Here is a 16,988-nt window from a genome sequence, read left to right as displayed (position 1 = left end):
AAGTACCCAAAAAGGCTTGTCCCAACGTTCGGCCCGCTCGCTAAAGCTCGGGGTTCCTTCGCTCCGGGATTCATCCGGGGGGCATCGCCTACGGTTTGCTTCGCTGCACCTCCTCTCGATGTGTTTGGCTTCGCCAAACGGTCGCTGCGCTCCCACCCCCGGATAAACCCCTCCACTCAGCCTGCCGACGGGACCGGTGGATCAAGATCAAAAGCTGCAGCCGAGCTAACGCTCATCCTGTTGAGTGGGGCGGCTTTGCCGCGTGGGCCGCACACATTATTAAAATGTGGGAGCGAGCTTGCTCGCGAAGGCGGCCTGCCAGCCGACCAATCTTCTGTCTGATGTACTCAGTTTCATTGTAGGAGTGAGCCTGCTCGCGATGGCGGCCTGTCAATCCACCGATTTCCAGGCGTCTGGCCTCAATCCAACAGCTCATTCGGTCTCATACCGCCCTTGGAAAACCATGGCCCCGAGCCTTTACCGTCACAAACAGTGTCAACACCAACAACCCAGCAACAATCCATGGGAATACCCCCACACCGAGGTTGCCCAACAACACACCACCCACCAAGCCGCCACCCGCAATCCCGACATTCCACAACGTCACCAGCATCGATTGCGCTGTATCGGCAGCCTCTTTCGCGGTTTTGGCAGATGCGGTTTGCAGCAGCGATGGCATGGCGCCGAACGCCAGTCCCCAGACAGCGGTAGCGATGTAGATGACAATCGGCGAATCGCGCCACAGGCCCAGCACGACCGCTGACAGCATGAACAGCCCGGCACTGATCAACACCAGTTCGCGCAGCCAGCGGTCAATCAGGCTGCCGACGATCCATAAGCTCAACACTGAAGCGAGGCCGAATGCCAGCAGCACGCGGTCGACATTGGCATCAAGCCCGGATGGCTGCAGGTACGGCGCGATGTAGGTGTACAACAAGTTGTGCGCGACAACGTAGGTAAGCGTGACCAACAACACGGATCGCACGCCGGGCAAGGTGAATACCTGACGCAGCGGCATGCGGTTTGCCACGCGTTCGCCGGCGAAGTCCGGGACTTGCCAGTGCACCCAGATCACCAGCGCAACGGTCAGTCCGGTCATGATGGCGAAGCTCAGGCGCCAGCCGACCAGGGTGCCGAGCAGGGTGCCTGCGGGGATTCCCAGCGACAGCGCCAGTGGCGCGCCGAGCATCGCTACGGTTATGGCGCGGCCTTGCAAGTGCGGGGCGACCATGCGGCTTGCGTAACCTGCCAGGAGTGCCCACAGCAACCCGGCAAATACGCCGGCAATAAACCGCGCAAACAGCGTCAGCCAGTACCACTGCGACAGGGCGGTGAGGCTGTTGGCGATGGCGAAGCCTGCGATGGCGGCCAGCAGCAGCGGTTTTCTTCGCCAGCCGCGGGTGGCGATCGTCAGCGGGATCGCTGCCAGGATCGAACCGAGCGCGTACAGCGTAACCAGTTGCCCGATCAGCGCCTGGGAAACGTTCAGGCCGCTGCTCATCTGCGGCAACAGGCCGGCGGGCATGGCTTCGGTCATGACCGTAATGAATCCGGCGGTGGCCAGTGCCAGTAGCGCGGCGAGGGGTAATCGCTCGCGGCGATCGACGGGTTGTTCAAGTGCGGGGCAACCGAGTTGGGCATCGTTCATGAGCCGGCATCCTTGTGCAGTGTTGACGAGGAGCACAGGGTAGGGCGCTGCACATCGGCGAAAAACGGGTTAAGGTTCCGAACATATCGGACACGGATGTCGGCAATGGGAGGGTGGTATGGATAGCCTGGGCAGTATTTCGGTGTTCGTTCAGGTCGCCGAGACGCGTAGTTTTACTGAGGCGGGCCGGCTGCAAGGGGTGTCATCGTCGGCGGTGGGCAAAAGCATTGCGCGGCTGGAGGCGCGATTGGGCGTGCGGTTGTTTCAACGCACCACGCGCAGCGTCACGCTGACCAGTGAAGGTGCGCTGTTTCTTCAACGCTGTCGCAGGATCCTCGCGGAGGTCGAGGCGGCGGAGTTCGAGCTGTGCGATGCCGCTGCCAAACCCCACGGCAAATTGCGCATCAGCCTGCCGCAGGTGCATGGTCTGGTGATGCCGGTGATGAACGAGTTCATGGCGCTGTACCCGCTGATTGAACTTGATCTGGATTTGACCGATCGCATGGTCGATGTGGTTGAGGAAGGTTTTGATGCCGTGATCCGCACTGGCAAGCCACGGGATTCACGACTGATGGCGCGAGCCTTGGGCGAGTTTCACATGGTGCTGGTGGCCAGTCCGGCTTATCTGGCGCAACGCGGTGTGCCGCAGACGCCCGCCGATCTGGCGGATCACGCGTGCCTTCGGCATACGTTTCATGCCACCGGCAAACTGGAAACCTGGCCGCTGATTCGCGCGGAGGGTGCCGCAGAGCCGACGTTGCCGACGCGGTTGGTCAGTACGTCGATTGAGGCGGTAAGCCACGCGGCGCTGGCCGGCATGGGCATTGCCTGTCTGCCGGACTTCATGACCCGCGAGGCTGAGGCGCAAGGGCGCTTGCAGCGGGTGCTCGACGCGCATCTGGAACACACCGGGCAGTTCTGGGTCCTATGGCCATCGAGTCGCCACGCCACGGCGAAATTGCGTGTGTTCATCGATCATCTGGCGTTGCGACTTTTTCCCGCAACCGAGGGTCGATAGAGTTGTAACTGCTTTAAGACACTAATCCATGCGCAGCGGGGCAGCGATCTGTTGCACAATACGCCCCGGACTGTTTTCTCTCAGGATGTTCAATGTTGATTTCCACTCCCATGCGTGTAGTCGGGTTGGCGCTGTTGTTGACCGCTGTTGCCGGCTGTTCGAAAGACAAGCCGATGTATGAGCATGAGAACTTCGATGACTCCGGTACGTTTTCGCGCAATTACCCGGTGACCGACTCGGTCAGTTGCGAAGCGGCTCGCCGTGCGTTGCTCAGCCAGGGCTACATCATTACCAGCAGCGACCCGAAACTGGTCAGCGGCCACAAGAGTTTCCAGCAAACCGGCGACACCCACATGGAGATCAGCTTCAATGTGGTCTGCGCCGATGACGGCAGCGCCAGGCACCATGCGACGATGTTCGCCAACGCTTTGCAGGATCGATACGCACTGAAGAAGACCAACAACTCGGCCAGTCTCGGCGTGGGTGTGCTGGGCTCGGTGTCGATGCCGATCGGCTCGTCCGACGATTCGATGGTCAAGGTGGCCAGCGAGACGGTGACCGCACAGAAGTTCTACGAGCGTTTCTTTACCCTGGTCGAGCAGTTCATGCCGGCAGATGCGAAGAAAGCGGCGCATATCGAAGAGAAACCGAAAGCTGATCTGGGTGTGCCTGAGGGGAAGGCTGCGCCGGCAGCGCTGGCGCCAACACCGACTCCGGCGGCCGAACCCGCAGCAACGCCGGCCCCGGCTGCAGTACCGGCGCCAGCACCTGCCGAAACCCCGCCAGTAACGTCGGAACCGGTCGCTCCACCGGCAGAGGCCGCGCCGATCACGCCAGCCCCGAGCGCAGAACCTGCACCTGCGACCGAAACCATCACGCCACCGACCAACCCGGACATCCCGCCGCCATCCGAGCCGATTCCGGCGATGCCAGCGTCCGGCCAATAATCAAGCCTCAACGCCGCCCCTGTGGGAGCGAGCCTGCTCGCGAAAGCGTCGGAACATTCAGCACGCATGTGACTGATTGGCCGCCTTCGCGAGCAGGCTCGCTCCCACAGGGGTTTTTTGGGGGCCTTAAATTTCGTTACATTCCCCGGACAAAAGTCCCGCGATAAATTCCTGACCGTCTGCTACGTTTTATTCATGAAGGCCAGGTTTCACTTTTCCTTCACACGAGCACGTTAAGCTCGAGGCACTGGGCATTTGCTCAGGCCCATTCAAGAGAGCAGCAGGGGGATTACGCGATGGATGACTATCAAGAAGAGCTGCTCGAATACCAGGCCTTTGAACTGGATCCTCTGGAACCCGCCGAGGACGCCACCGAGCTGTAAGCGTCAGGCGGATTTACGATGGCTGCGACGGAATTCGCCGGGCGTCTGACCGCTCCAGCGCTTGAAGGCTCGCTGGAATGCTTCGGCTGAAGCAAAACCCAGCAAGTAGGCGATTTCGCCGAAGGCCAGTTCAGTATCGCGGATATACGTCATCGCCAGATCACGGCGCGTGTCGTTGAGGATTGCGCGAAACTGCGTGCCTTCCTCGGCCAGTTTGCGCCGCAAGGTCCAGGTCGGCAGCTTCAGGCGTGCCGCCACTTCTTCCAGGTCGGGCTCCCGGCCTCCATTGAGCAACGGCCCCAGTAGCTGAGTGATGCGTTCACGCAGGCTGCGGGTGCGGGTCAATTGTTCCAGTTCCCGTTCACACAGTTGCAGCAGATGCCGCCAGGTACTCGGGCAATGCTCGGGATTACGCTGTGCGAGGCTGTCGAGGTTCAGGCGCAGCTGATTGCGTTCGGCGCCAAACTGGATCAGGCAATACCCCAGCACGCTGTAAGCCTCGCGATAATCCGGCGCTTCGAATTCGATGTCGATGCGTTCCGCGCGCAACGGCTCGCGGCCGACACTGGAGAGCTGGTGCAGCCACCCGGCGATGATCGAGTCCACGACAAAACGGTTATAGGCGTTGTACGGGCTGATCGAATAGAAACGCAGCCACGCGCCATGGGCATCTTCGTGGAAACTGGACTGGCCACGGTAGTTGGAGCCGTACAGCGCCTCGAAACGGATCAGGCAGCGCGCGGCTTCGCGCACGGTTGGCGCTTGGGCGGCGGTGACACCGGCCAGCCCGGCCTGGCTCAGGCGACTGAGCTGACCCATGCGCAAGCCCAGCGCCGAATCGCCGGTCAACTGAATCGCCGCATGACCCAGACGCATGTAGCGCGGAATCGACAAGCGCGCCCCGGCCTCGGCCAATCGCGCGGCGTCCAGACCATATTGCTCGAGCAGCGGCTGCGGGTCGGCCGCATGACTGCGCACGGCATCAGCGAGGCTGTGAACGAAGCCCACCGACAGATCCCCGAGGCGCATCGGCAGTGGCTTCATGGCTTACAACCAGATGTTCAACAAACGCGCGCCACGGGCTTCGCTATCGGCGAACTGCTGACCGTTGCTGCTGAGGAAGCTCTGACCGGCACTGGCCTTGTCCCAGAACTGCCCGCGCAGGAACACGCTGATGCCGGCAATCGCCCGACTGCTCGGCGGTTGTGCGGTCAGCGTCAGACGATGCCAGGCCTGTCCTTCGGTGACTTCACCGGGTTTGAGGCTGACCGAACCCGGCGTACTTGAACCTTTGTAGCCGCGCCACGGTTGATTCCACGCACCCTGGCCGAACACCTGCGCCGGCACCGCGACCAATTGTGCGCCTTGCTCGTCGAGTGTGCGGTAGTTGTCCGGATACCAACTGTCGCTGCCAATCAGCACGCCGAGGCGCCCGGCCGGGGTGTCCACCACATTGATCTGGTGTTTGTCTGCGCCTTCGATCACTTCACGCTGATCGAACACCGGGTGCATCTGCCGCTGTGGCTGGCCAAGCGGCACGCCGTCGCGACCGAACACTACGCTGCTGTTGAACAGGGCGCCGCTGCCGGGTTTCAGCCGGCCATCGCGGATGCTCGGTTCCGGTAGCACGATCGAGCCGGCCACCAGTGTCACGTGAAATTCCTTGGCCAGGCCGCCGAACAGGGCTTGGTAATCCTTGGCCATCGCCCTGGATTTCATCCGCAGGTACGCGTCGTTGAGGCGGTCGCTGCCATTGGCGCTGAGCCAGGCGCGGGCGAACAACAATGGATTGCTCGCTGCCAGCCAGTTCATTGCCTCGGCAAGGGACGGCGCCTGATACAGCTCGTCTTTCTCGCCGCTGAGCAGCAACCAGGTGCCGACGTTTTCCGGCAACACCACCACGGTTTTCTCACTCAGCAGACCTTGATCCTGGGCCTGCTGCAGATACGCCGCGAGTTTGCGGTGCAGGCGTTCGGGGCTTTGATAGTCAGTGGGAAACAGTTCGGGCTGGATGCCCAGCAGATTGCCACGGTCGCCGGGCGTGCCCTGATCGACCGCCACTTTTATGCGCAGGTCCGACAGGTAATGCCCCGCCGGCCGGTCCGCCGCCCACATGGCGTAGGTAGTAAGGACAGCCACCAGGGCCATGGAAAACGTCAGGTACAAAAGTTTGCGCATGAAAACCAACGACAACCGGGTACAGGGTGTGGCGACTAGGGTAGGGCCCATGGCGCTGGTTGCCAAGGGGCGCTGCGCATTTGGATCAATAAGTTGTCAGTTACGGTCATTGAGTGACAGCGATGCGACTCTTAGTCTGTGGCACATGACTGACGGGGGCCGCAGAGCGCCCGCAACTTTTTCCGTGATCGCTCGTTGTGGAGTTACCGATGACCGCCGCTCATTACCCGCACCTGTTGGCCCCGCTGGACCTGGGATTCACCACGCTGCGCAACCGCACCCTGATGGGCTCGATGCACACCGGCCTGGAGGAGAAACCGGGTGGCTTCGAACGCATGGCGGCGTACTTCGCCGAGCGTGCGCGTGGCGGTGTCGGCCTGATGGTCACCGGCGGCATTGGTCCGAACGACGAGGGCGGGGTTTACTCCGGCGCGGCCAAACTGACCACCGAGGAAGAAGCGCTCAAGCACCGCATCGTCACCCGCGCGGTGCACGACGCGGGCGGCAAGATCTGCATGCAGATTCTTCACGCCGGTCGCTATGCCTACAGCCCGAAGCAGGTCGCGCCAAGTGCGATTCAGGCGCCGATCAACCCGTTCAAACCGAAAGAGCTGGACGAGGAAGGCATCGAGAAGCAGATCAGCGACTTCGTCACCTGCTCGGTACTGGCGCAGACTGCCGAGTATGACGGCGTCGAGATCATGGGCTCGGAAGGTTATTTCATTAACCAGTTCCTCGCCGCGCACACCAACCACCGCACCGACCGTTGGGGCGGCAGTTACGAAAACCGCATGCGCCTGCCGGTGGAAATCGTTCGCCGCGTGCGCGAAGCCGTCGGCCCGAACTTCATCATCATTTTCCGTTTGTCGATGCTTGACTTGGTCGAGGGCGGCAGCACCTGGGACGAGATCGTCACCCTGGCCAAAGCCATCGAGCAGGCCGGTGCGACCATCATCAACACCGGTATCGGCTGGCACGAAGCGCGGATTCCGACCATCGCCACCAAGGTGCCGCGTGCGGCATTCAGCAAGGTCACGGCCAAGCTGCGTGGCTCGGTGAAGATTCCGCTGATCACCACCAACCGCATCAACACCCCGGAAATCGCCGAGCAGATTCTTGCCGAAGGTGATGCCGACATGGTCTCGATGGCGCGGCCGTTCCTCGCCGACCCGGACTTCGTCAACAAGGCTGCCGAAGGTCGCGCCGACGAAATCAACACCTGCATCGGTTGCAACCAGGCGTGCCTCGACCACACCTTCGGCGGCAAACTGACCAGTTGCCTGGTCAACCCGCGCGCTTGCCACGAGACCGAACTCAACTACCTGCCGGTGCAGCAGATCAAGAAGATTGCCGTGGTGGGCGCTGGCCCTGCCGGGTTGTCCGCCGCCACCGTGGCCGCCGAGCGCGGCCATCAGGTGACGTTGTTCGATTCGGCCAGCGAAATCGGCGGCCAGTTCAACATTGCCAAGCGCGTGCCGGGCAAGGAAGAGTTTTTCGAAACCCTGCGTTACTTCAAGCGCAAGTTGCAGACCACTCACGTCGAGGTGTGCCTGAACACCCGCGTCGACGTGGCGAAACTGGTTGAAGGCGGATACGACGAAATTATCCTCGCCACCGGTATTGCGCCGCGTGTCCCGGCGATTCCGGGCGTCGACAACGCCAAGGTGCTGAGCTATCTGGACGTGATCCTCGAGCGCAAACCGGTTGGCAAACGCGTGGCAGTGATCGGCGCCGGTGGCATCGGTTTCGACGTCTCGGAATTCCTCGTTCATGAAGGCGTGGCGACCAGTCAGGATCGTGCCGCGTTCTGGAAAGAGTGGGGCATCGATACGCAACTGGAGGCACGCGGTGGCGTGGCGGGAATCAAAGCTGCACCGCATGCCCCAGCGCGCGAAGTGTTTCTGTTGCAGCGCAAGAAAACCAAGGTTGGTGATGGTCTGGGTAAAACCACTGGCTGGATTCACCGTACCGGTCTGAAGAACAAGCAGGTGCAGATGCTTAACAGCGTTGAATATCTGAGCATTGATGACCAAGGCCTGCACATTCGCATCGGCGAAACCGGCGAGCCGCAACTGCTGGCGGTGGACAACATTGTGATTTGTGCGGGGCAGGATCCATTGCGTGAACTGCACGATGGCCTGGTTGAAGCGGGGCAGAATGTACACCTGATCGGCGGCGCGGATGTCGCGGCTGAGCTGGATGCCAAGCGTGCGATCAACCAGGGCTCGCGCCTCGCCGCTGAACTTTAAGCTTCACCGCTTAACCTGTGGGAGCGAGCCTGCTCGCGAAAGCGGAGTGTCAGCCAACACACCTGTCGACTGACACGACGCCTTCGCGAGCAGGCTCGCTCCCACAAGGGTTGTGTTGTTCACAGATTCGGTGAGCACCACAAACCAATGTAGGAGTGAGCCTGCTCGCGATGGCGGCTTGTGAGCGACTAGAATGCCGGCTCTGTCCAGATCGAACCGCCGCCCATGCTTTTGCCTCCCTCCGATTGGCTACCCCAAGCCCCCCTCGAACACCTTCATCTGGACTGGCTCGCAGCCGCCGGCATTGAAGTCGCCATCCTGCGCCTCGACCAGATCGACCCGCTGATCAGCGGCAACAAGTGGTTCAAACTCATCGAACACCTCAAAGCGGCAGACCGCGCAGGGGCCGAAGGCATCATCAGTCTCGGTGGTGCGCATTCCAATCATCTGCACGCATTGGCGGCGGCGGGTAAACGGCTGGGGTTCAAAACCGTGGGGCTGCTGCGCGGGCATGCACAGGAAACGCCGACCGTGCAGGATCTGCAGGCGTTCGGCATGCAGTTGCACTGGTTGGGTTACGGTGGCTATCGCGCGCGAAATCAACCAGGCTTTTGGGAACCTTGGCACGCGCAGTATCCGCAGTTGTATGCGGTGCCCGAGGGCGGCGGTGGATTAGCTGGGGCGCTTGGCTGTGCCGCCATCCAACAGCAGGCGCAAGCGCAACTGCACACACTGGGCTGGAGTGATTATCACGCTTGGTGGCTGGCCTGCGGCACCGGCACCACATTGGCGGGACTGGTGCTGGCCGAAGCAGGCGCCCACCCGGTCTATGGCGCGCTGGCGGTGCCGGACGATCACGGTGTGGCGCCGCAAGTCGAGTCGATCCTGCAAGCCGCAGGGCACGGCAACGGGAATTATGAACTGCTCGACGCCAGCCGTGGCGGCTTTGCCAAGGTTGATCCGGCGTTGCTTGCGTTCATCGAACAAACCGAGCAGACCAGCGGCATTCCTCTGGAGCCGCTGTACACCGGCAAGGCGTTGCTCGCGCTCAAACAGCAGGTCGAGGCGGGCAGGTTCACCATCGGCATGCGGCTGATCTTCATTCACACCGGTGGCTTGCAGGGCCGGCGCGGTTTTATCGCCAGCCCCTGACGGTCAACCGCGCTTGGGCATCATCCGCAGCAGCGTGTTATCGCGCACCACATAATGGTGATAGATCCCCGCCAGCGCATGCAGGCCGATCAGCCAGTAGCCGATCGTGGCAATGAGCACATGCCAGTGCTCGACCTGCTTGGCGAAATCCTTGTTCTCCGCGACAAGCAGCGGCAGATCAAAACCATAGAACATCACTTGATGGCCTTCGGCGCTGGTAATCAGCCAGCCGAGAATCGGCATGCTGATCATGAACAGGTACAGCGCCCAGTGCATCAGCCGCGCCAGTACGGTTTGCCATTGTGGTGAAGCCGGAAAGATTTTCGGTGCCGGGCCGAGGCTGCGGGCGAGCAGGCGAAACCACACCAGCACAAACACAGTCAGGCCGAGCATGTAATGCACTTCGCGGATCAACGTGCGCCCGCCACTGCCTTTAGGGAAGAGGCCGCGCAATTCCATGCTGGCGTACACCAGCACCAACAAGACCAGCATCAGCCAGTGCAACAGGACTGACACGGTACTGTAGCGCGATTCGGAGCTTGTCCACGGCATACGGTGTTTCCTCATCGGTCAGGGTTTACGGGTACCGTTTCTTGTGCGACGGCCTATATCAACTGTAAACCTGATGTGATGTTTTTGCCTGAAGTAATCAGTGTTTTTTGCTGCCGAAACGCCGCAGCCAAAAAGTCGTGGTTTTGAAGTTGTTGGATTTTAGTGTCGGGGAAGTTGTTGGGTGGTGTTTTAAGTTGTTGGTGTAACTGTATGTTGTTTATATCTTGTGTTTGCTTTGATTTGAGTTGTTGGCTTGGGGTGATTATTGTTTTGTCAGGGCCTTGGTTGTTCTCTAAGGCTTGTAGTTTGTAATCTTCTTATTATGTTGAGTTTGTGGAAATGAAAAAAATTACTTTAGCAGTCCAGCGAAAAAACACTTATGCGATTAAGAAAGATATGGCTAAGGCTCCGATCCCGAAACCGACTCCAAAACCACGGCCCTCCATCACCCCGCCCAAGCCTGTGACGCCGACCAAGCCTGTAGCCCCGACCAAACCCGTGGTGCCGACCCGACCTGTAGCCCCAACCAAACCGGTGGCACCGACCCGACCCGTAGCCCCAACCAAACCGGTGGCACCGACCCGACCTGTAGCCCCAACCAAACCGGTGGCGCCGACCCGACCTGTAGCCCCAACCAAGCCGGTGGCACCGACCCGACCTGTAGCCCCGACCAAACCGGTGGCGCCAACCACGCCCGTAGCGCCAACCCTGCCGACTGATCCAGTCGACACAAAGCGACCGCCAATGCCGTGGCCGACGGTCAACATCAATGTTGACCCGATTGCCTTGATTGCACTGATTCAAGCCATCGGTGCCACAACCCACCAGGATGGTTCGACGACATTGCCGGACGGTAGTCGGATTGATGCGGATAAAACTTCGGTAACACGTCCCGACGGAATTATTCAATATGAAGATGGTCGGGTAGAGTATCCCGACGGCCGAATCGTGTGGCCAGATGATACGATCGAATATGCAGATGGGCGTATTGAGTGGGCAGATGGAACAGTAAAGCTTCCGGATGGCAGTATTAAATACCCGGACGGTCTGGCCTTTGACGCCGCAGGTGATCTTGTCTCGGAATAACTTCTTGAGTTTGCTTGATTGCATTTATGCAGATGGAATAAAAAACCGCTGATTGCGTTTGCAATCAGCGGTTTTCATCGTCTCGGTGAAACTAGCCGTGTTGGGGCATTTCACCCTTGGCCAGGCGCTTGTTGATGTCGGCAATCACTTCCGGCAAGTCGATGATGGTGTCGATCATGTAGTGCGGGCGCGAGCCTTCGAACAGCGCGTGAATGCGTTTGCGTTCGCTGGCCAGCTCATCGCTGCCCAAGGCACGGAAACCGGCGTAATCCAGACCCAGCGCATTGCCCGAGCAGATCAGCGCGACCGTCCACATCCCGGCGCGGCGGCCTTCGAGAATGCCCGGCACGGTGTCATCGATCTTTACGCACGCCGCGACATCGTCGATGCCCAGCGCGATCACGTTGGCCAGCGCCTGAGCCGGCCATGGGCGGCCATTCGGCACTTCGTCGGTGGCGACCACGTGGTCAGCGACGTAGCCGTTGGTGGCGGCCAGTTCGACGACCTTGTCCATCACTTGCTTCGGGTAGCCGGAGCAGGAACCGATCTTGATCCCTTGCTGGCGCAGGTTGGCGATGGTCTCCAGCGCGCCTGGAATCAGCGCCGAGTGTTCGGCGATCTTTTCGATCTGCAGCGGCATGAAGCGGTTGTAGATGGCGGTGACGTCGTCATCGGTCGGCGTGCGGCCGAACGCCTTGCGATAACGCTCGGCCACTTGCGGCTGGTCGCAGAGGGTGCGGATGTGGTCCCACTTGCCCATGCCCATCGGGCCACGGGCTTCTTCGATGGAGACCTGCACGTCGAATTCGGCGAAGGCTTCGACGAAGATCTGCGTTGGCGCGAAAGAGCCGAAATCGACCACGGTACCGGCCCAGTCGAGGATCGCGGCTTGCAGCTTGTTTGGGTTTACATAGTTCATGGCAATCAATTCCTGAGTTGGCGATGCAATTCAAACTGTGGGAGCGAGCTTGCTCGCGAATGCGGTCTGACAGTCACCATTGATGTCGCCTGAGACGACGCATTCGCGAGCAAGCTCGCTCCCACAGGGGATTAAGGGTGGGTTTTAGATGTCGAGGACTTCCATCTCGCGCAGCACGTCGCCGACCGCCGCGACGGCCTGGCGCATTTCGTCCGGGCTGACGTGGCCGATGCAGCCGACGCGGAAGGTCTCGACCTGGGTCAATTTGCCCGGATAGAGGATGTAACCCTTGGCCTTGACCCGTTCGTAGAAATCCTTGAACTGATAACGCGGATCTTGCGGTGCATGGAACGTGGCAATGATCGGCGCCTGAATCGCCGCTGGCAGAAAGCTGCGCAAACCGAGCTTGCCCATCTCTTCCATCAGCGCCTGACAGTTGGCGGCATAGCGCGCATGCCGTGCCGGCAGGCCACCTTCTTCGTTGTATTGCAGCAGCGCTTCGTGCAGCGCCGCGACCACGTGGGTCGGCGGAGTGAAGCGCCATTGCCCGGTCTTGATCATGTAGGCGTGCTGGTCGTACAGGTCCATCGCCAGCGAATGCGAGTTGCCGGCGGCTGCGGCCAGAGATTCTTTGCGGGCGAAGACAAACCCCATCCCCGGTACGCCTTCCAGACACTTGCCGGAAGCGGCGATCAGTGCGTCGAACGGCACTTGCTGCGCATCCACTGGCAAGGCACCGAAGGAACTCATGGCGTCGATGATCAGGCGTTTTCCGTGTTGCTCAACGACCTGAGCAATCTCCGCCAGCGGATTGAGAATCCCGGTGCTGGTCTCGCAATGGATCAGCGCAACGTGGGTGATGTCGCTGTCGGCGCGCAGCAGACGGTCAACGTCGGCGGCGGTGGTCGGTTCGTCTTCAGCGGTTTCGAAAGTGCTGAACGCGCGGCCAAGCACTTCGCAGATCTTCGCCAGACGCTTGCCGTAGGCACCGTTAATCAGCACCAGTACTTTGCCGTCACGCGGCACCAAGGTGCCGATGGCGGCTTCGACGGCAAAGGTGCCGCTGCCTTGCAATGGCACGCAGTGGTGAGTCGCGGCGCCGTTGAGGATCGCCAGCAATTGTTCGCAAAGGCTGGCGGTCAGTTGATTGAAGCGGTCATCCCATGACCCCCAGTCGACCATCATCGCCTGGCGGGTGCGGGCCGAAGTGGTCAACGGGCCGGGAGTGAGCAGGATGGGTTCGGCGATACTCATTCGTGTGTCCTCGGATTGCGCTGTGGGATGAAGCTACGGGGCATACGTTGCAATTCGCCGTTGCATCAATCAAATTGTTTGTTGTTATGCCAGCCATCAGTGAGAGTTATTCATGAACCTGTTTCAGCTCCGCGCCTTCGACGCCGTGGCCCGCGAAGGCAGCTTCACCCGCGCCGCCGCGCGGTTGTTCATCAGTCAGCCGGCGGTCACCGGGCACATCAAAGCGCTGGAGGAGCACTACCAGATCACCCTTTTACGGCGCACCGCGCGACGGGTCGAACTGACCGAGGAGGGCACCAAACTCGCGGCGATCACCCGCGCGATGTTTGGCCTCGCGGAAGAGGCGCAGACGATGCTCGAGGCCAACCGGCAGTTGTTGACCGGGCGGCTGGAAGTGGCGGCGGACGGGCCGCATATGGTCATGCCAATGCTGGCCAGCCTGCGTGCGCGCTATCCGGGGATCACCGTCAATCTGCGTTTGGGCAATGCCCAGGAAACGCTCGCAGCATTGTTGTCGGAACACGCCGATGTGGCGGTATTGACCGAAGTCGAGCCGCGCAAGGGCCTGCATCTGCAGGCGCTAAGCGAATCGCGAATTTGCGCGTTGGTGCCGGCGGGGCACCCGTGGGCGATGCGCGCCGGGGAAGTGAAACTCAAGGAACTGGATCAGGTGATCATGGTGCTGCGCGAGCCGAGTTCGATCACCCGGCGTACGTTCGATCAGGCGTGTGCGCAGGCGTCGATCCATCCGCGTGTGTTGCTCGAACTTGATAGCCGTGAGGCGGTGACTGAAGCCGTCGCGGCCGAGTTGGGTGTTGGCGTGGTGTCGTCGGTGGAGGTCAGCCATGATCCGCGAGTGATGGCGATTCCGATTGTCGGGGACGGGCTGATGAACCGGCACATGATCGGTTGCATGGAGCGGCGTCGGGAGTTGCGCTTGATCCAAGCGTTCTTTGGCCTGGCACCCGCCGCCCCGTGATCGTTCCCACGCTCTGCGTGGGAATGCAGCCCGGGACGCTCTGCGCCCCATCCAAAGCCGAACGCGGAGCGTCCGTTGAGGCGTTCCCACGCAGAGCGTGGGAACGATCAGGAACCGGGGAGGCTGGCGCGAACCATATCGAGAAAGGTCGCCACCACCCGTCGATTGCTTTGCTCACGCAAACACACCAGCGTCTCCGTCAGCCGTCGCGTGCAATCGACAATCGGCAACGCGCACACCCGCGAATCCGCACCAAACTCTGCCGCCGAGACCACGCCGACACCAATCCCGACCACCACCGCCTCACGCGCCGCTTCCCGGCCCTCGACCTGAATCGCCGGACGGATGCGAAATCCGGCCCGGGCCATTTCCTCTTCCAGTGTCTGCCGCGTCACCGATCCGTGTTCACGCAGCACCAGCGGCGTGTCATCCAAGTCTTCCAGGCAAATCGATTCACGCTCGGCCCACGGATGATTGCGCGAGACAAACGCCACCATCGGATCGTTACGCAATGGAACGCACAGCAAGCGTTCATCTGTGACATCGCGCCCCAGTAACGCCAGATCCGCCTGATAGTTGAACAGGCGAAACAGCGATTCATCGGTATTGCCGGTTTCGATCTTCACGCTGATCCCCGGATAGCGCTCGCAGAACCGCGCGATCTGCGGCAGCACGTGCACCGGCGCATCCACCGCCAGAATCAGGCTGCCGGTTTGCAAGGCCTGGGATTCCTGCAGCAGTTCCTGCGCTTCCGCTTCAATCACGAACAGACGCTGGGTGATCGCCAGCAAGCGCTCGCCCAAGTCAGTCAGGCGCACGGAACGTTTATTGCGGTGAAACAGCAAAACGCCGAAGCGTTCTTCGAGTTTGCGCACCTGGTCGGAAATCGCCGGTTGCGTGAGAAAAAGACGCTCGGCGGCTTTGGTGAAGCTTCCATGCACGGCCACGGCGTGGAAGGCTTTGAGTTGGGCGTGGGAAACCGACATGAAGTCACCTGATCGTTAAGTCAGTTACAAGCTGAGCTTATGTGTGAAATACGATAAATCGATTTTATTTATTAAACAGTAATTGCTTTGATCGGCGCACGCCATCGCTGACTGCCCGCTCGGGCAGCACGGTGAGCCATGAGCCTGTGCGTGCAACAGCAGGACTCATCTGACCGGTATCGCCAGAGGGATAGAGCGATATCGCGGTGCTCAACAATAAAAACACAGGCGTTTTTCTTAACGATTCTGCCGGCACACTCACACCCTGAGGTCAGAACCACCATGAACAAGCACATCGGCACCATTGCGCGTTGGCGCATGCAGATTTTCGCGATTACCTGGCTGGCGTATGCCGCGTTCTACTTCACCCGCAAAGCGTTTTCGGTGGCCAAACTCGGCATCGCCGAAGACCCCACCTTCATGCTCGACAAAATGGCCATGGCCAACCTCGATGCGATCTATCTGGCGGCTTACGCCATCGGCCAGTTCACTTGGGGCATGCTCGCCGACCGCTTTGGCCCACGGGTCGTGGTGCTCGGCGGTTTGCTGATTTCCGCCGCAGCGGCGCTGGTGATGGGCAGTTTCGCCACGTTGCCGATCTTCGCTACCTGTATGTTGATTCAGGGCCTGGCGCAGTCCACCGGCTGGTCGGGATTGTGCAAAAACCTCGGCAGTTTTTTCCCGTCTCAGCAGCGCGGACGGGTGCTCGGCCTATGGAGTTCCTGCTACGCGTTTGGTGGTCTGGTGGCGTCGCCGTTCGCCGGTTGGTGGGCGTATACCTTGATGGGCACCTGGCACGCGGCGTTCATTTCCAGTGCGGTGGTGGTCGCCGTGGTGGCGGTGTTGTTTTTTATCTTCCAACGCAACAAACCCGAAGACGTCGGTTTGCCGGCGGTCGAGCCGGAACCTGAGCTGACCGCAGAAGAAACCGAAGCCAACAGCAAGCTCAGCATGTGGGAGCCGCTGAAAGAAATTCTGCGTAACCGCACGGTGCTGGTGCTGGGCCTGGCGTATTTCATGTTGAAACCGGCGCGTTACGCGATTCTGTTGTGGGGCCCGGTGATTGTCTTTGAACAGATGCCCAGTGTCGGCAAGGTCGGCGCGGCGATCATTCCCACCTCGTTCGAACTGGCCGGATTGCTCGGGCCGATTCTGATCGGGCTGGCCTCGGACAAGCTGTTCGGCGCCCGGCGTATGCCGGCCTGCGTGTTGAGCCTGTTGGCGCTGACCGTGACGCTGGCGCTGTTCATGGCTGCGTTGCACACCGGCAGTGTCTTGCTGGTGGTGGCGCTGCTGTTCGTCATGGGCCTGACTTTGTATGGACCGGATTCGATGATCAGCGGTGCCGCTGCGATCGATTTCGGCAAAGCCAAGGCCGGCGCCACCGCTGCCGGTTTCGTCAACGGCTGCGGCTCGGTGGGTGCGGTACTCGGTGGTTTGCTGCCGGGTTACTTCGACTCGGTGACAGTGTTCATCGTCTTCGCCGGTTGCGCATTGTTTTCGGCGCTGGTGCTGATTCCGCACTGGAACAGCCGCCCGGTTGGCGTGATGGAACCGCGTGCCTCGATCCCCAATTGCCCGCTGACGATCAAGCCCCTGCGTTCCTGAAACCCTTTGCCTCGCGGCCTGCTGCGGCG

General features: G+C 60.7%; 14 protein-coding genes. 7 read left to right on the top strand and 7 right to left on the bottom strand.

Features of this window, described 5'->3' with window-relative positions:
* Positions 1-442 precede the first annotated feature (442 nt).
* Positions 443-1,648, bottom strand: coding sequence for an MFS transporter (locus L8H52_RS14295; RefSeq protein WP_242207558.1), 1,206 nt, complete (start codon positions 1,646-1,648; stop codon positions 443-445).
* Between the two features lie 118 nt (positions 1,649-1,766).
* On the opposite strand from L8H52_RS14295, the gene L8H52_RS14290 reads away from it, so the two are divergent.
* Both L8H52_RS14290 and L8H52_RS14285 read left to right on the top strand, forming a co-directional pair.
* Positions 1,767-2,666 (top strand): LysR family transcriptional regulator, encoded by a 900-nt coding sequence (locus L8H52_RS14290; protein ID WP_242207559.1) that lies wholly within the window; start codon positions 1,767-1,769, stop codon positions 2,664-2,666.
* A 92-nt stretch (positions 2,667-2,758) separates the two neighbouring features.
* Positions 2,759-3,613, top strand: coding sequence for a DUF2242 domain-containing protein (locus L8H52_RS14285; RefSeq protein WP_242207560.1), 855 nt, complete (start codon positions 2,759-2,761; stop codon positions 3,611-3,613).
* A gap of 386 nt (positions 3,614-3,999) precedes the next feature.
* On the opposite strand, the gene L8H52_RS14280 is transcribed toward L8H52_RS14285, so the two are convergent.
* Both L8H52_RS14280 and L8H52_RS14275 read right to left on the bottom strand, forming a co-directional pair.
* Positions 4,000-5,040 (bottom strand): AraC family transcriptional regulator, encoded by a 1,041-nt coding sequence (locus tag L8H52_RS14280; RefSeq protein WP_242207561.1) that lies wholly within the window; start codon positions 5,038-5,040, stop codon positions 4,000-4,002.
* A 3-nt stretch (positions 5,041-5,043) separates the two neighbouring features.
* The gene (locus L8H52_RS14275) at positions 5,044-6,174 is read right to left on the bottom strand and encodes a carbon-nitrogen hydrolase family protein (RefSeq protein WP_242207562.1); all 1,131 of its coding nucleotides are present in this window, start codon (positions 6,172-6,174) and stop codon (positions 5,044-5,046) included.
* 209 nt (positions 6,175-6,383) lie between these two features.
* On the opposite strand from L8H52_RS14275, the gene L8H52_RS14270 reads away from it, so the two are divergent.
* Complete coding sequence (locus L8H52_RS14270) at positions 6,384-8,423, top strand: NADPH-dependent 2,4-dienoyl-CoA reductase (RefSeq protein ID WP_242207563.1); 2,040 nt, start codon at positions 6,384-6,386, stop codon at positions 8,421-8,423.
* Between the two features lie 225 nt (positions 8,424-8,648).
* Entirely contained in the window at positions 8,649-9,575 is a 927-nt protein-coding gene (locus L8H52_RS14265; RefSeq protein WP_242207564.1) for a pyridoxal-phosphate dependent enzyme, read from the top strand.
* A 3-nt stretch (positions 9,576-9,578) separates the two neighbouring features.
* Here the strand turns inward: L8H52_RS14265 and L8H52_RS14260 are convergent, their stop codons facing one another.
* Positions 9,579-10,127, bottom strand: a complete 549-nt coding sequence (locus L8H52_RS14260; protein WP_242207565.1) for a cytochrome b — start codon at positions 10,125-10,127, stop codon at positions 9,579-9,581.
* 744 nt (positions 10,128-10,871) lie between these two features.
* On the opposite strand from L8H52_RS14260, the gene L8H52_RS14255 reads away from it, so the two are divergent.
* Positions 10,872-11,213, top strand: coding sequence for a hypothetical protein (locus L8H52_RS14255; RefSeq protein WP_242207566.1), 342 nt, complete (start codon positions 10,872-10,874; stop codon positions 11,211-11,213).
* A 91-nt stretch (positions 11,214-11,304) separates the two neighbouring features.
* Here the strand turns inward: L8H52_RS14255 and phnX are convergent, their stop codons facing one another.
* Together phnX and L8H52_RS14245 are read right to left on the bottom strand one after the other, a co-directional pair.
* Positions 11,305-12,132 (bottom strand): phosphonoacetaldehyde hydrolase, encoded by an 828-nt coding sequence (gene phnX / locus L8H52_RS14250; protein ID WP_242207567.1) that lies wholly within the window; start codon positions 12,130-12,132, stop codon positions 11,305-11,307.
* Between the two features lie 144 nt (positions 12,133-12,276).
* On the bottom strand, positions 12,277-13,386 hold the full coding sequence (locus tag L8H52_RS14245) for a 2-aminoethylphosphonate--pyruvate transaminase (protein WP_242207568.1): 1,110 nt from the start codon (positions 13,384-13,386) through the stop codon (positions 12,277-12,279).
* A 112-nt stretch (positions 13,387-13,498) separates the two neighbouring features.
* On the opposite strand from L8H52_RS14245, the gene L8H52_RS14240 reads away from it, so the two are divergent.
* On the top strand, positions 13,499-14,365 hold the full coding sequence (locus L8H52_RS14240; RefSeq protein WP_242207569.1) for a LysR substrate-binding domain-containing protein: 867 nt from the start codon (positions 13,499-13,501) through the stop codon (positions 14,363-14,365).
* A 107-nt stretch (positions 14,366-14,472) separates the two neighbouring features.
* Here the strand turns inward: L8H52_RS14240 and L8H52_RS14235 are convergent, their stop codons facing one another.
* Positions 14,473-15,351 (bottom strand): LysR family transcriptional regulator, encoded by an 879-nt coding sequence (locus tag L8H52_RS14235; RefSeq protein ID WP_242207570.1) that lies wholly within the window; start codon positions 15,349-15,351, stop codon positions 14,473-14,475.
* A gap of 282 nt (positions 15,352-15,633) precedes the next feature.
* Between L8H52_RS14235 and L8H52_RS14230 the strand changes: the two genes are divergently transcribed.
* Complete coding sequence (locus tag L8H52_RS14230) at positions 15,634-16,959, top strand: MFS transporter (protein WP_242207571.1); 1,326 nt, start codon at positions 15,634-15,636, stop codon at positions 16,957-16,959.
* Positions 16,960-16,988 lie beyond the last annotated feature (29 nt).

This window comes from Pseudomonas sp. CROZ-RG-20F-R04-15, assembly GCF_022662375.1.
Taxonomy (GTDB): Bacteria; Pseudomonadota; Gammaproteobacteria; order Pseudomonadales; family Pseudomonadaceae; genus Aquipseudomonas.
The sequence above is the reverse complement of the archived record's forward strand: the minus strand, read 5'-3'. Positions and strand labels throughout refer to the sequence as shown.

Excerpts from the sequence above, each read along its gene's own strand:
- L8H52_RS14280 (WP_242207561.1), bottom strand. The coding sequence starts at position 5,040 with ATGAAGCCACTGCCGATGCGCCTCGGGGATCTGTCGGTGGGCTTCGTT.
- L8H52_RS14235 (WP_242207570.1), bottom strand. The coding sequence starts at position 15,351 with ATGTCGGTTTCCCACGCCCAACTCAAAGCCTTCCACGCCGTGGCCGTG.
- L8H52_RS14245 (WP_242207568.1), bottom strand. The coding sequence starts at position 13,386 with ATGAGTATCGCCGAACCCATCCTGCTCACTCCCGGCCCGTTGACCACT.
- L8H52_RS14270 (WP_242207563.1), top strand. The coding sequence starts at position 6,384 with ATGACCGCCGCTCATTACCCGCACCTGTTGGCCCCGCTGGACCTGGGA.
- L8H52_RS14230 (WP_242207571.1), top strand. The coding sequence starts at position 15,634 with ATGAACAAGCACATCGGCACCATTGCGCGTTGGCGCATGCAGATTTTC.
- L8H52_RS14240 (WP_242207569.1), top strand. The coding sequence starts at position 13,499 with ATGAACCTGTTTCAGCTCCGCGCCTTCGACGCCGTGGCCCGCGAAGGC.
- L8H52_RS14275 (WP_242207562.1), bottom strand. The coding sequence starts at position 6,174 with ATGCGCAAACTTTTGTACCTGACGTTTTCCATGGCCCTGGTGGCTGTC.
- phnX (WP_242207567.1), bottom strand. The coding sequence starts at position 12,132 with ATGAACTATGTAAACCCAAACAAGCTGCAAGCCGCGATCCTCGACTGG.
- L8H52_RS14255 (WP_242207566.1), top strand. The coding sequence starts at position 10,872 with ATGCCGTGGCCGACGGTCAACATCAATGTTGACCCGATTGCCTTGATT.
- L8H52_RS14260 (WP_242207565.1), bottom strand. The coding sequence starts at position 10,127 with ATGCCGTGGACAAGCTCCGAATCGCGCTACAGTACCGTGTCAGTCCTG.
- L8H52_RS14295 (WP_242207558.1), bottom strand. The coding sequence starts at position 1,648 with ATGAACGATGCCCAACTCGGTTGCCCCGCACTTGAACAACCCGTCGAT.
- L8H52_RS14290 (WP_242207559.1), top strand. The coding sequence starts at position 1,767 with ATGGATAGCCTGGGCAGTATTTCGGTGTTCGTTCAGGTCGCCGAGACG.
- L8H52_RS14265 (WP_242207564.1), top strand. The coding sequence starts at position 8,649 with ATGCTTTTGCCTCCCTCCGATTGGCTACCCCAAGCCCCCCTCGAACAC.
- L8H52_RS14285 (WP_242207560.1), top strand. The coding sequence starts at position 2,759 with ATGTTGATTTCCACTCCCATGCGTGTAGTCGGGTTGGCGCTGTTGTTG.